The organism is Pseudomonas sp. P4_B4, from assembly GCF_056402255.1.
Genome location: NZ_JBFUHS010000006.1, coordinates 292,054 through 305,826, shown reverse-complemented (window position 1 = coordinate 305,826; position 13,773 = coordinate 292,054). Strand labels below are relative to the sequence as shown.

Genomic DNA, 13,773 nt, shown 5'->3' with positions numbered 1-13,773 from the left:
TTCGGTGTTACTTGCATAATCAGTCGCTCAGGTGCTGAGCTCGCCGCAGTACCGCATTGAGCAGCACGTCGCAGCCCATGCGGACATCGTCTGGCAGGGCATCTTCGGCTTCGTTGTGGCTCAGGCCACCGACACAGGGAATGAAGACCATCGTGGTCGGGCAATGCCCGGCGAGGTGGATGGCGTCATGCCCGGCACCGCTGACGATGTCCTGATGGGGGTAACCCAGCGCCTGGACCGCCGAACGCACAGCGGCCACACAATCGGCATCGAAGGGTGTCGCCGGGCTGAGCCAGTGACGACTGATCGCCAGGCTCAAACCGCGCTTGTCGGCCACGATTTGCAAGCGCTCGCATACGGCTTGCTCCATTGCGGAAATCTGTTGGTCTTCGTGGTGGCGCAGATCGACAGTAAAGTTGATCCGGCCGGGGATGGTGTTGCGCGATGACTTGGCGATCTCCAGCTGGCCCACCGTGACCAGCCCCTTGGGTGCGAAGTCTCTGGCGATGGATTCCAGCACGCTGGCCATTTCCGCGACACCGAACAGGGCGTCCTTGCGCAGCGGCATGGGTGTGGTGCCGGCATGGGCACTGACACCGCCAACCTGCACATCCAGCCAGCAGATCGCCTGGCCACCGGTGACGACACCCACCGGCAGGCCGTTATCTTCCAGGATTGGGCCCTGTTCGATATGGGCTTCGAAGTAAGAATCGAAGGCTCGCTGCAAGGGCAGTTCACCACTCTGGCCTATATCGGCCAGGGCCTGAGCGACACTGATGCCATTGGCATCACGGGCATCCAATGCGGTTTGCAACGGCAGAATGCCAGTGAACACCGCCGAACCGAACATGGCCGGGGTAAAGCGCGCACCTTCCTCGTTGGTCCACACGGCGATTTCGATGGGCTGGCGGGTTTCGATGCCTTGTTCATTCAAGCAACGCACCACTTCCAGGCCGCTCAGCACGCCGTAGATACCATCGAAGCGGCCACCTTTTGGCTGGGTGTCCAGGTGGCTGCCCATGACGATCGGCGGCAGGGCGTTGTCCTGGCCTTCGCGTCGGGCGAAAAGGTTGCCGATGGCGTCGAGCGCGATACTCAGGCCAGCCTCACGGCACCAGCCCATGAACAACTCGCGGCCAGCCAGGTCTTCCCTGGAAAGGGCCAGGCGACAGTTGCCGCCACGCTCGGTGGCGCCAACTTTGGCCATGTCCATCAGGCTGCCCCACAGGCGCTCACCGTTGACCTTGGATACTTTCATCATTCACCTCTTGTCGCGTGTCTTAATAGCCCAGGGACGTATCGACCGGGTTGTTCAGGGGTTCACCACGGGCCAGCCGCCGCGTGTTTTCGGCAATCTGGCTGGCGATGCAGTCGTGGGACGCCGCCGATGCCATGTGCGGGGTAACGATCACCCCGGGCATGCGCCACAGGCGATCATCGACCGTCAGGGGTTCATGCTCGAAGACGTCGAGCACCGCACCGCGCAGCTGACCACTGCTCAATGCCTGTTGTAGATCGTCGATGCGTACGTGCTGGCCGCGACCGCAGTTGACGACCGCAGCACCAGACGCCAGAGCCTGGAAGGTTTCAGTGCAGAGAATGCCTCGGGTAGCCGGGGTCAACGGCAGCAGGTTGATCAAAAGATCGAGGCCTTCGAGAAAACCGCTGAACGTCCGATCACCGCTGTGGCAGACCACATTGGGTAAGTTTTTGACACTGCGCGCCCAGCCGCGAACGCTGTAGCCGGCGCTGGCAAGGTCTTCGGCAATGGCTGCGCCCAGCGAACCCAGGCCCATCACACCGACCTTGAAATCCTTTGCCTGAATCTGTATCGGGCGCTGCCAGAGCTGGTCAGGCTGCTGCTGCAAGACCTGATCGAAACGCCGGTGATAGTGAATCACCGCCCAGCGTACGTACTCGGTCATGCCTTGGCGGTGCGCGGGATCAACCACTCGGCACACGGTCAAGTTCGGGCAGCTGGGATCGGTGTGCAAATGATCGACGCCCGCGGCGACCGAGTGCACCAGTTGCAGATTGGGCAGCGCGCCCAAACTGTTGGCCGGCGGGAACCAGCATGCCGCGACCTGTGCTTCACTGGCGACCGGGTCATCGGCCAGCACCACCCGTATGTCCGGCGCCTGTCGGGCAAAGGCCGCCTGGAGCTGGCCGAGCAGGATGCTGTCGCGCGACAGCAGTACAACGGTGTTCATGAGCAATAGGACTCGCGCTGGTCTTCAATCAAGGTCAAGGCGGCATTCCAGCTCAGCCCCATGATTTCCTCGGCTTCGTCGCGGCCGAACTGTTCTGCTGTGTGTTGGCAGACTTCTTTGCTGGGGTAGACCAGCTGGCTGCCACCGGCCAGTGCCGCGACCTGCGCCTGGCAGGCGCGCTCCAGGAAGTGAATTTCGTGGAAGGCTTCAGCCACGTTTCCACCGGCCGCCAGCAGGCCATGGTTACGCAGGATCATGGCCTTGTGTGGTCCCAGATCGGCGACCAGTCGTTCACGCTCGGCCAGCGACAGCGCAATGCCTTCATAGGTGTGATAAGCCAATTTGCCGTAGAACTTCAGCGCATGCTGGCTGATCGGTAACAGGCCTTGCTCCTGGGCGGCCACGGCCATGCCGGGTGCGGTATGGGTATGCACCACGCAGTTGAGATCCGGGCGGGCCATGTGGATCGCCGAATGAATCACGAAGCCTGCGGCGTTGACACGGGTGCGCTCGTTTGCACCTCCCACCACCTGACCATACTGGTCTATGCGCACCAGGTCGCTGGCTTTCATGCGATCGAAGATCACGCCGTAGCGGTTGATCAGAAAGTGGTGTTCAGGGCCTGGAATGCGCAGGGTGATGTGGGTGTCGATCAGGTCGGTCATGCGAAAGTACGCGACCAGTCGATACAGCGCGGCCAGTTCGCAGCGGGCTTTCCACTCGGCGGGGGCAATGTTGTCGGGTGTGTACATGTAAGTTCCTTTCTCTAATTATTATTCCGACAGGGATCAATCGGATCACGGTAACGCTCTGTCCCTCTGGCGCCTTCGTGCTTTATCTCGTAGCCTCTATAATTAAGCAATTTGCTAATTCTTAAGCGCTGATTAAGCCACGCTAATAATGGACATCAAGATGAGCAGCAAAAACTCGAATGAAGAGCTAATGCAGGCTAGATGGGGAGGGCGGCGTTTCCTCAACGATCGTCTGGATTGGAATTTATTGCGTACGTACCTGGCGATTGGTCAGGAAGGGAGCATCAGCCGTGCTGCGGCGCGGCTGTTCATTACCCAATCGGCCGTTAGCCAATCGCTCAAACGGCTGGAAGAGCAGTTGGAGTGCGCCTTGATTTCGCGTAAGGGGCCACGCTTTGATCTCACTGAGGCGGGAGAGGAAATACTGCGAATTGCCGAAGAGATGTATGGCAACGTGTCGCGCATCGGCTCGGCCATCGAAGGCCCCCAGGATGACGTGGTGGGGAAGGTTCGCCTGCTCTCGATCAGCCGGGTGCAATCGACGGTCTATGATGATTTTCTCGCGAATTTTCATCTCAATCATCCGCGTGTGGAGTTGGAAATAGAGGTAATGCGCAGCTCCGACATTCTCAGCTCGCTGATGCAGAAGACCGCCACCGTTGGTGTCGGTTTATGCCGCATCGCTCAACCCAAGCTTGAGCAGCGTTGTCTGATACGTCAGCGATATGCCTTCTTTTGCGGAAAACGCCATCGCTTTTTTGGCGTGCGGGGCCTCGATCTGGCTGAGCTGCAAGGGGAAAACTTTGTCAGCTTCACGAGCGACCAGATTGGCGGCAATCTTTCGCCGCTTACCGTGTTTCGTGACCAACAGGGCTTCACCGGAAAGATCGTCGCTTCGTCATCAAACTTTGAAGAAATACGCAGGTTGGTGATCGCAGGATTTGGTATCGGCTGTTTGCCAGAGCACTTACTCGATGTTGACCTCTACAACGGCATGCTCTGGCGCCTGCCGCCCAGGGATGGTGTCTCCGATGTGGACATTCACTTGTTGTGGAACCGCGAGCAAAAAATGACCCATGCAGAAACTGTATTTCTTGAAAGTTTCCAGCATGCCATTGCCGTTGCAGAACAATCCGTCGATCAAGATCTCGGCAAGGAAGACTGACTGTTTGATTGGCATCATCGGTGATTGGGGTCTGCCCAATCCCGATAGTCTGCTTTAGCCATTGCGACTCACGCCGGTGATCCGTCACCTCGCAACGCACCCGATCTAAACTCAAAATAAATTACCGATGCGACCATTTTTGTGGCTTGACAGCCGCTCGCAAAGTCATATAGCTTGAAATCGTATACTTTCTACCGAGTGGAGAAGCTAATGACACGTCTAAGAGTTTTTTTCGCATCTACCGCAGCAGCCCTGGGGCTTTCATTGGCAATTTCTGCACCGGTACAGGCCGATACCTTGTCGAAAATTCGGGAGCGTGGAGTGCTTGTCTGTGGTGTGCACCCTGGCCTGGTCGGCTTTGGTGCGCCCAACAGTGCGGGTGATTGGCAGGGGTTTGATGCGGATTTCTGCAAAGCATTTGCGGCGGCGATTTTCGAGAAGCCGAAAGTCAAGTTTGTCCCGCTGTCCGATCAGGCACGTTTCACGGCGCTGCAGAATGGCGAAGTGGATGTCCTTTCTCGAAACAGCACCTGGACCCTGACGCGCGATACCACGATGGGGCTGCAATTTCCGGTGGTCGATTTCTTCGACGGCCAAGGCTTTCTGATCAACAAGAAACTGGGCGTCACCAAGGCGGCAGAACTCGATGGCGCTACGGTCTGCATTCAGCAGGGCACCACCAGCGAGTATGTGGTCCGCAATTTCTTCGACAAACTGAAGATCACATTCAAACCTGTGGTGATCGAAAGCGGGACTGAATTTTTCTCGGCCTTTTTCGCAAGCCGCTGCGATGTAATCACCAGTGACGTGTCGCAGTTGGCGGTTATCCGGCTCAACTCGGGCAACCCTGAAAACTACGCCATCCTTCCTGATGTGATCTCAAAGTCGCCAATGGGTCCAGTTGTGCGGGGCGATGACAAGCACTTTGCAGACCTCGTCAAATGGACCGTCTTCGCAACCTTTACTGCAGAAGAACTGGGTATCACCAAAGAAAACGTTAAACAAATGCTCACCAGTAACAACGAAGATATCCGGCGCCTGTTGGGTGTAACACCTGGCGTTGGGGCAGGGCTGGGTCTCAAAGATGACTGGGTGATCAATGTCATCTCCGCGGTAGGCAACTACAAAGAAATCTTCGAGCGCAACGTGGGTGCCAATACTCCCTTGCAGATGAAGCGTGGCCAGAATTCGCTGTGGTCGGACGGTGGCCTGCTGTACGCCCCGCTTTTCTGATCCGCGATGTGAATGGCTCAAACGCCGCGTAGATGGCGAATCAAAAACGAGAGGTGAAGGTCATGTCGGCAAGAGATGGCGCAGTTAAACACCAACACCGGGCAGTCACGGTGTTGGTCCAGCTTGTAGTACTCACGGCTGTCGTGATTGCGGTTTGGTATTTCGGGCACGTGATCAACGAGCGCCTTACACAGAAAGGGATCAATACCGGGTTCGGCTTTCTGTGGACTCGCGCCGGCTTCGACCTCAGCGAAAGCATGATTGCTTTCAGCGGCGACAAGTCATACGCGTACGCCTTGCTCGCGGGGTTTTCGAACACGTTGAAAGTGGCGCTCTGCGCCATTGTGTTCTCCGTGCTGCTCGGGGTATTGGCGGCGCTGGCTCAGTTGTCCAAATTCGGCTTGGCCAGACGAATTGCCAAAGTGTATGTCTCGACAATCCGCAATACGCCGTTGCTGCTGCAGTTGTTCTTCTGGTTCGCCGTTTTTACCTACGGTTTACCGGTAGTCCGGGAGGCTCTGGAGCCGCTACCGGGTCTGTTCATCAGCAATCGCGGGATCAATTTCCCGTGGCCAACCCCCTTCGCATTGACGGCGATCGTCGCAATCTTTTGCACCGTCGTGGCGTTTATCTTGAGAAGCGTGAGGACCGGTGGCAGCGCACTGAAAAACCCGGGAGCCTTGCTGATACTCCTGAGCCTGATTGCCTTCGTGTCCACGGCTTATGCCCTGTGGTCCGGGCAAATGACATTTGAATGGCCGACGGCAAGCAAGTTTTCAATTGGCGGCGGCGGGCACTTTTCACCCGAGTTCATGAGTATGTTCATCGGGCTCTCTGTGTACACGGGCACTTATATAGCCGAAGCGATCCGCGGGGCTGTGCAGTCTATTGCCCAGGGACAGATTGCCGCAGGTTATGCGCTGGGCCTGACGCACTTTGGTGTGCTGCGTTACATCGTGATGCCACAAGCCTTCCGGATCGCGATGCCGGCGGTGGTCAGTGAACTACTGAACCTGATGAAAAACAGTTCGCTCGGTGTTGCCGTGGGATACCCGGAACTGGTCTCGGCGGGAAACACCGCTATGAATCAAACGGGGCAGGCCATCGAATTGATCAGCATTTTCATGCTGGTTTACGTCACGGTAAACATTATTACGACGCAGGTAATCGGTCTTTGGGAGAAACATTATGTCTGGTGATCTGAATAATGGTGCCCAAGTGTCGATTGCCGCACCCTTGACGCTAATCCAGCGCCTCAAAGGCCTGGGCTCGGGTATGCCAAGCCGGATTGTGCTCGGCGCACTGTTTCTCTGGGGCGTCGTTCTGGTTGGCCCAGGTATCTTCAAATGGTTGTTGCTTGATGCAACCTTTAGCGGTGATGCCGCGCAATGCCACCAGAACGGAGGCGCTTGCTGGGCGTTCATCGGCACCAAGCTCAATCTCATCCTGTTCGGGGCCTATCCTCCGGAGTCGCTTTGGCGTCCGATCACTTTCGTTGCATTGATCGCGGCGGTTGCGCTCTGGTGTTTGTTTCGGGTCCGCCATCACACAACGGCCATTGTGCTGTGGGTGCTGGCCGCGTTGATTGGTTATCTATTGATGAGTGGCGGACTGTTCGGTCTTGAGTCAGTGGATCGTGCGCGTTGGGGTGGACTGCCGATCACCCTGCTGATCAGCATTGCCGGCCTTGTGTGTGCGTTCCCTCTGGGTGTGCTGCTGGCGATGGGGTGTCGGTCGCAGATGCCGCTTGTCTCTGTTCCGTGCCGGCTCTATGTCGATCTCATCCGCAGTGTTCCGGCGATCACCATTGTCTTCATGACCTTTGCGATCATTCCGTTGATCCTTCCGGACGAGCTTATTTTCGACAAGCTTTTTCGGGCAGGTATCGGTCTCTCGTTGTTTACCGCCGCTTACTTTTCCGAAGCCTTGCGCGGTGCCCTGCAAGCACTTTCAGTCGGGCAGCGCCAAGCGTCGGCAAGCCTGGGGTTCGGCTATTGGGGCAGTCATGCCTACATCATTTTGCCGCAAGTCATCGCCCATTCGCTGCAACCGATTGCCAACATCGCCATCGCGTTCGTCAAGAACAGTTCGCTGTTGATGATCATCGGACTTTTCGATTTGCTTGGATCGGCAAGATCAAGCCTTTATGACGAAAACTGGCAAGGGTTCTATAAGGAGCTCTATCTGTTTGTCGGCGTCATCTACTTCGTTATTTGCATGTATATCCAACACTACGTCGCGGCGATTGAACGTGAGCGTAGGGCCCGCCTGTATCAATAATGGATGCCTCCATGAAAGAAATAATAGAAGTACCGTTTTTATCTGACGCGCTCAGACGTTTGAATACACCGACCTCTTTGCTGATTCGCTCGGGTTCGATGCTCTATACCTGTGGCCTGCCGCCGCTCGATCCTCTGACCGGGAATATTGTTCGGGGCACGATTATTGAACAGACGCACGCGGTATTGCAGGTGATGAAAGTTGTCCTTGAATCGGCAGGGTCGTGCCTCGATAACGTCGTGAAAACCACGATCTTCGTGACGGATCCATCGATGATGGATGAGGTGAACACCGTGTATCGCAAGTATTTTCCTGAGAATCCACCCGTTCGCTCATTCGTTGCAGTCAAGCCTTGGCCGTTTCCGTTTGATATTGAAATCGATGTGGTTGCCCATCTTTAGAAGACGAATGCGCTGGGTTGTATTGTGTAAGAAGTATCAGTTCTCCTGGTAGCTATAAGCTATTCAACTAGTTGTTTTAATATTCTTTCCCATGAACTCGAACCGAGTGATTTCGACGTTTAAGGTTTTCTGTCAGATGCTCGATGAAGGAATGTATTCGATGAAAAATGACATTGCCGTACTTGATTCAACTCAAGTGGCCAAACTGATCGGCCAGATTGACGTGCTGTCCGCATTGCGTCGTATGTTCCTGGCGTTGGGGCAGGAAAAGGCTGTGCAACCGCCACAATTGCGCAATCCGTTTCCCAACGGGCAAGGCAACTTCATCAGCTACCTCGGAACGCTTGCCGAGGAGGGGGTCTTTGGCGCAAAGCTCTCGCCCTATATCCCGCGTCCGGAAGGGGCCCTGGTGACGGCCTGGACGTTGATGATGTCGATGGAAGACGGTCAACCCCGTTTGCTCTGTGATTCGGGACAACTGACGGTTGAGCGAACGGCGGGAACCACAGCACTCGCCGTCGATTTGCTCGCGCCCGCGCAGGTCAGCAAGCTGGCCGTGGTGGGAGTAGGGCGGCTGGGGCAGGCTCACGCCCGGCATGTCCTGGCACTGCGCGAATGGGCGGATATCAGGTTGTACGCCCCCAACATTGACGCTCTGCCAGCGTCCGAGCAGCAGACACTTCGGGACATCGATCCACGTGTCAGTATTCATACCGAACTTGCCAGTGCCGTTGACGATGCGGATGTCATCATGCTGTGCACCTCGGCCGGTCAAACGGTGCTTGACCCTGCCGTGCTGAAAAAACCGGCGCTGATCACGTCCATTTGTACCAATGCACCCCTGGCACATGAAGTACCGCCAGAGTCCTTGCTGAACATGAGCGTCTATTGCGACTACCGGGCTACAACGCCCGACAGCGCAGGGGAAATGCGTCTGGCAAAAGACCAGCATGGCTGGTTACCCGAGAGTATTTGCGGAGATTTGCCCGAGCTGATGACGGGAGCCGCCCGACTTCCCGATCCCGAGCGCCATACCTTCTTCCGCTCAATCGGACTGGGGCTGGAGGATATCGCCATTGCCAATGAGCTTTATCAGCTGCATATGAAGAACAACTGAGTAGAGGTTTAGAAGTCGTTCTGCCTATTTCAGCGTAATAATAAGCCGGGGGATGGAAACATCCCCCGGCTTATATTCGGGAGGGTGCCATGGCAGCTGTTACCGATACGCTGAAGCTGTTTCTCGCCGGCGACGTCATGACCGCCCGCGGCATCGACGCAGTACTGCCGCATCCTGGCGATCCGCGGCTTTACGAAGCTTACGTCAAGAATGCTGGCGATTACGTCCGGCTGGCAGAACGAGTCAATGGCTCGATTCCCCGCCCAGTCGATTTCACCTATGTCTGGGGCGCTGCGCTGGATGAGTTCGAACTTCGCCAGCCACACGCACGCATCATCAATCTGGAAACAGCAGTGTCCCGCCGCGGACGACCGGAGCCAAAGGGCATCAATTACCGCATGAGCCCGGAGAACTTCCCGGCCATCAGCGCAGCCGGCATCGACTGCTGCGTGCTGGCCAACAACCATGTGCTGGATTGGGGGGCAGCCGGCCTGGCCGATACGCTGGAGACCCTGGCGAGCAATGGTATGTGCAGCGCCGGCGCCGGGCACAACCGGCAATCTGCCGAAGCGCCCGCCGTGTTGCTGCAGCCTGGCGGGCGGCGCTTGCTGGTGTTTGGCCTCGGCGCACCCGACAGCGGCATTGCGTCGGACTGGGCCGCCACGGATAAGGGCGCGGGCGTCGCGCGGCTGGAGGATCTGTCGATGCAAAGTCTGCGCCCTGTGGCCAAACGGATTCTCGAGGGCAAAAAACCGCGGGATCTGGTGGTCGCCTCCATTCACTGGGGCGGCAACTGGGGGTTCGATATCCCGCGCGAGCAAGTCCGGTTCGCCCATGCCTTGATCGACGAGGCCGGAGTTGACGTGGTGCACGGGCATTCCTCGCACCACGTCAAAGGCATCGAGGTGTACCGCGAACGCCTGATTCTCTATGGCTGCGGTGATCTTCTGAACGATTACGAAGGCATAGAGGGCTACACAGCCTTTCGCGGCGACCTGGGGTTTCTATACTTTGCCTCCCTGGACCCGGGTGGGCACCTGCAGTCGCTGGACTTGATACCCACCCGCCTGCGTCGCTTTCGTATCTGTCGCGCCGAAGGGGATGACCGTCAATGGCTGCACGACACTCTTTCTCGCGAGTGCGCACGCCTGGGCAGCAGCATCCAGGCGGGCGCGAAAAATGCCTTCGAGTTGCGTTGGTGAGAACACTCCCTTAGCGACCCCGAATGATCAATGTTGCAGGATCTTGGAGAGGAAGTCCTTGGCGCGCGGAGAGCGTGCTTCGGGGGTGCCGAAGAACTCTTCCTTTTTGCAATCTTCAATGATTTTTCCCGCGTCCATGAAAATCACCCGGTCACTGACCTTCCTGGCGAAGCCCATTTCGTGGGTCACGCACATCATGGTCATGCCCTCGTTTGCGAGCTTGATCATGACGTCTAGAACCTCGCCGACCATTTCCGGGTCCAGTGCCGAGGTGGGTTCGTCAAACAGCATCACGATCGGGTCCATCGATAAGGCACGAGCAATTGCCACGCGCTGCTGCTGGCCACCTGAAAGCTGCCCTGGAAACTTGTCCTTGTGGGCGCTCAGGCCAACCCGATCGAGCATCTTCAGACCCCGTTTGAGCGCCTCGTCCTGGCCACGGCCCAGCACCTTCATCTGGGCGAGCGTCAGGTTTTGCGTCACGGACAGGTGCGGAAACAACTCGAAGTGTTGAAACACCATGCCGACCCGGCTGCGTAGCTTGGGCAGGTTGGTTTTCGGGTCCGAGAGGCTGATACCGTCGACGACAATTTCGCCTTTCTGGAAGGGCTCCAGTGCATTTACCGTTTTGATCAGCGTTGATTTGCCAGAGCCGGAAGGGCCGCACACCACGACGACTTCACTCTTTTGTATGGCGGTCGAGCAGTCGCTCAGTACCTGAAAGTTACCGTACCACTTGGAAACATTTTTTATGTTGATCACGGTGGTTGTCCTGATGTGGTTGCAGATGGCGCAAGAGGGACGAGGACCTGATCGCAAATGGCTAGCCAGGGCGTATCAGATCCTTCCTACTGTAGAAAGTATACGATTATTGATTCGCCAACGACAACCGCAAAGCGGTGAATCAGGCTCGTATTTCAGATGAATGGGGAGAGGGGCTGGACTGCAGTTCGAGGGGACCAGGCTGAGGATGCCGTCCTTGTCCGTTTTCGTATAATCGTATACGGTTGTACATGATGATGTAGTTGTTCCTCGTATCTGCCAAACCCAGACACGCCTTTAAATCTCCCCTGGCCACTTAGTGTCATATGTCTAACCAATCACCACTGAAATACATTGCAGGACTGATCCCGCTGGCACGTGTGTCGGCACCGCAATTTGTTGCGGCCGTTATCAGGGAAGCCATCGTCACCGGCGCGCTCTCCGGTAGCGAACCTTTGCGTCAGGACCTGATCGCTACCGAACTCAACACCAGCAAGGTGCCGGTTCGCGAAGCGCTGCGCGAGCTTGAAGGTCAGGGGCTGGTCCAGTTCATGCCAAACCGCGGCTTCATGGTGACGCAGCCGTCCCTGAATGAAATGAATGAGTGCTTTGAGTTAAGAGCGGTTTTAGAGCCGCTGGCCGTCCGCCATTCGGTACCGCTCTCGACACCGGAGCAACTCGATGCTGTCGAACGCATCATCGATGAGTTCGAGAAAGTTCAGGATCCTCTCCTGAGCAGTCAATGGAACCTTTCGCTGCATACGGCGCTTTATGCACCTGCGCAAATGAAACACCTGGAAAATATGATCACCCGTGCGCACACCATTGCGCAGCGCTATACGCACATCTATATGCAGTTGCGATCCGCAGGGATTGATAGCCAGGACGAGCACCGTGCGATCCTCGCGGCGTACCGGGCAAAAGACGTGGAGGCGGCCGTTGCGTTGATGACAACGCATCTCAAGCAAGCATCGGATGAGGCGGCTGAGTACCTGAAGGACCACTTTGAGGTGTAGGAGCAGCCGGTCGACACTCGATAGCTTCGGGCGGCGTTCCGACGATGGACTCGAGGACGGCGCGTTTATTCAGAAAACACGCGTTATCGTTAACGTCCATCGCGAGCAGGCTCGCTCCCACAGGGGCGCAGTGTTTAGCCTGCGCACCTTCTTTTTTTCTCCTTATTTAGACTTCAATACTTTCGGATTGGAGTTGCCCCAGATCGTGTAGAGATCCGCCAACAATGCGCCGTTGATGGTTTCAAGCTCCGTCTGGGTAATCTCGTCATCACCTTGCTTGCCGTACAAAACGACCTCATCTCCCGCCTGCACGCCTTTGATGCCACTGACGTCCACCATCAACGTGTTCATGGTGACCTTGCCGATCACCGGCGCGCGTTGGCCGTGAATCAGCACTGAGGCTTTGTTGGAGAACGCTCTTCGATAACCGTCGGAGTAGCCAGCCGGGATGTTGGCGATCAACGAGTCTTTGCTCAGGGTAAAGGTGCGGTCGTAGCTGATCGTACTGCCCGCCGGGTAGGCATTGACCGCCGCGACCCGCGACTTGAACTGCATCACCCGTTGAAATTCGTTATGCCCACCCACTGGATAGCCATAGAGCGCAGCCCCCGGGCGAACCATGTCCAGCCAGCCTTCCGGCACCTCAAGGGTGGTGAAAGTGTTGGCACAGTGCAGGGTGATCCGGCTGCGGTCCAGTTTGGCGTGCTCGATCAACCAGCCGGACTGCTCCTTGAACTTGGCCAGCCCCTGAAGGACATCCTCGCGTTCTTCGACCGGGAAGTGGGTCATGATGCCGACGATGCTCAGGTGATCCAGCCGGGTCAGGTCCACCGCCTGTCGTTGCCCCTCAGTCGTACTCATTTCCAGACCATTGCGGCTCATGCCCGCCGAATTCAGCGCCAGGTGAACAGGCAGCTTCACGCCCTGGCGGGTGGCCAGCTCATTGAGCTGACGTGCAACCTCCAGGTTGCCGACCAGTTCTTCGATGTTGTAGCGCAGTGCATTCTCGACTTCTTCAACGGTTGCGCTGCGCAAACGCATCAGGCGTCCCTTGAAGCCTTTTTCCCGTGCGACACGCGCCTCCTCGTTGCTCGCCACGCCGATACAGGTGATGCCCATCCGAATGGCGGAAGGGATCAATAATCCAATGCCATTCCCATAAGCGTCGGCTTTCATCACTGCACACATCTGGCTTTTACCCGCCAGCCGTTGCTGAAGTTTGGTGATGTTTGCTTCGAAGGCGGCCTGATCAATCTCCAGCCAGGTATTGGCCTGGCCTGATTGATTGTCGGCGCGGGGATGTTCAGGTGTGGGATCGAGTAAAGGGGCGGCATTGGCCACCGGCATCATTGCCGTCAAGGCCAGGGCGAGCGTCAGCGTGCTGAGCATGAAACGTGGCATATCGAGTCTTCCATAGTGGATGAGGAAAGGCCCAATGCTGGCGTGGATTTGGCATCAGCCAGATCCATTGGGCATGGGGCGAACAGCCATGGAATTCTTATGCAAAGGCCTCGTTTGTTTATGTGGAACCAGGCGGCTCGCGCAGCGGATGACGCTGTAAAAAAGGCTCAAACGACCGAGGGATTGTTCAGGGTTGCGCCTGGCAGCCGAAGGGGCCGCCAGGTGAATGCTTTG

The 13,773-nt window shown here is 56.9% G+C and carries 13 protein-coding genes; 8 read left to right on the top strand and 5 right to left on the bottom strand.

Features of this window, described 5'->3' with window-relative positions; genetic code table 11:
• Nucleotides 1-19 precede the first annotated feature (19 nt).
• The 3 genes from AC1DVE_RS10145 to AC1DVE_RS10135 are packed head-to-tail and all read right to left on the bottom strand — an operon-like array spanning nucleotide 20 to nucleotide 2,962.
• On the bottom strand, nucleotides 20-1,258 hold the full coding sequence (locus AC1DVE_RS10145; protein ID WP_223533491.1) for a Zn-dependent hydrolase: 1,239 nt from the start codon (nucleotides 1,256-1,258) through the stop codon (nucleotides 20-22).
• 22 nt (nucleotides 1,259-1,280) lie between these two features.
• Complete coding sequence (locus tag AC1DVE_RS10140; RefSeq protein WP_223533484.1) at nucleotides 1,281-2,210, bottom strand: 2-hydroxyacid dehydrogenase; 930 nt, start codon at nucleotides 2,208-2,210, stop codon at nucleotides 1,281-1,283.
• On the bottom strand, nucleotides 2,207-2,962 hold the full coding sequence (locus tag AC1DVE_RS10135; protein WP_223458392.1) for a class II aldolase/adducin family protein: 756 nt from the start codon (nucleotides 2,960-2,962) through the stop codon (nucleotides 2,207-2,209). Before AC1DVE_RS10135 ends, AC1DVE_RS10140 begins: the two co-directional genes overlap by 4 nt.
• Before the next feature lie 160 nt (nucleotides 2,963-3,122).
• Between AC1DVE_RS10135 and AC1DVE_RS10130 the strand changes: the two genes are divergently transcribed.
• From AC1DVE_RS10130 to AC1DVE_RS10100, 7 genes are all read left to right on the top strand, one after another.
• Nucleotides 3,123-4,127, top strand: a complete 1,005-nt coding sequence (locus tag AC1DVE_RS10130; RefSeq protein WP_223458389.1) for a LysR family transcriptional regulator — start codon at nucleotides 3,123-3,125, stop codon at nucleotides 4,125-4,127.
• A gap of 210 nt (nucleotides 4,128-4,337) precedes the next feature.
• Entirely contained in the window at nucleotides 4,338-5,360 is a 1,023-nt protein-coding gene (locus AC1DVE_RS10125) for an amino acid ABC transporter substrate-binding protein (protein ID WP_223458387.1), read from the top strand.
• 62 nt (nucleotides 5,361-5,422) lie between these two features.
• Nucleotides 5,423-6,559, top strand: coding sequence for an ABC transporter permease subunit (locus tag AC1DVE_RS10120; protein WP_223533483.1), 1,137 nt, complete (start codon nucleotides 5,423-5,425; stop codon nucleotides 6,557-6,559).
• Nucleotides 6,549-7,640: an amino acid ABC transporter permease gene (locus tag AC1DVE_RS10115; RefSeq protein ID WP_223533482.1), complete on the top strand. Its 1,092-nt coding sequence runs from the start codon at nucleotides 6,549-6,551 to the stop codon at nucleotides 7,638-7,640. Before AC1DVE_RS10120 ends, AC1DVE_RS10115 begins: the two co-directional genes overlap by 11 nt.
• Nucleotides 7,641-7,651: 11 nt before the next feature.
• Nucleotides 7,652-8,041, top strand: coding sequence for a RidA family protein (locus AC1DVE_RS10110; RefSeq protein WP_150813082.1), 390 nt, complete (start codon nucleotides 7,652-7,654; stop codon nucleotides 8,039-8,041).
• A 160-nt stretch (nucleotides 8,042-8,201) separates the two neighbouring features.
• Nucleotides 8,202-9,158, top strand: coding sequence for an ornithine cyclodeaminase family protein (locus AC1DVE_RS10105; RefSeq protein ID WP_223458429.1), 957 nt, complete (start codon nucleotides 8,202-8,204; stop codon nucleotides 9,156-9,158).
• A gap of 89 nt (nucleotides 9,159-9,247) precedes the next feature.
• On the top strand, nucleotides 9,248-10,360 hold the full coding sequence (locus AC1DVE_RS10100) for a CapA family protein (RefSeq protein ID WP_223533481.1): 1,113 nt from the start codon (nucleotides 9,248-9,250) through the stop codon (nucleotides 10,358-10,360).
• A gap of 27 nt (nucleotides 10,361-10,387) precedes the next feature.
• On the opposite strand, the gene AC1DVE_RS10095 is transcribed toward AC1DVE_RS10100, so the two are convergent.
• The gene (locus tag AC1DVE_RS10095; RefSeq protein WP_007991043.1) at nucleotides 10,388-11,122 is read right to left on the bottom strand and encodes an amino acid ABC transporter ATP-binding protein; all 735 of its coding nucleotides are present in this window, start codon (nucleotides 11,120-11,122) and stop codon (nucleotides 10,388-10,390) included.
• Nucleotides 11,123-11,448: 326 nt separating this feature from the next.
• Between AC1DVE_RS10095 and AC1DVE_RS10090 the strand changes: the two genes are divergently transcribed.
• Nucleotides 11,449-12,138 (top strand): GntR family transcriptional regulator, encoded by a 690-nt coding sequence (locus tag AC1DVE_RS10090; protein WP_223458381.1) that lies wholly within the window; start codon nucleotides 11,449-11,451, stop codon nucleotides 12,136-12,138.
• A gap of 162 nt (nucleotides 12,139-12,300) precedes the next feature.
• Here AC1DVE_RS10090 and alr read toward each other — a convergent pair whose 3' ends face one another.
• A complete protein-coding gene (gene alr, locus AC1DVE_RS10085; RefSeq protein ID WP_223533480.1) occupies nucleotides 12,301-13,539 on the bottom strand; it encodes an alanine racemase in 1,239 nt (412 codons plus the stop codon).
• Nucleotides 13,540-13,773: the final 234 nt, after the last annotated feature.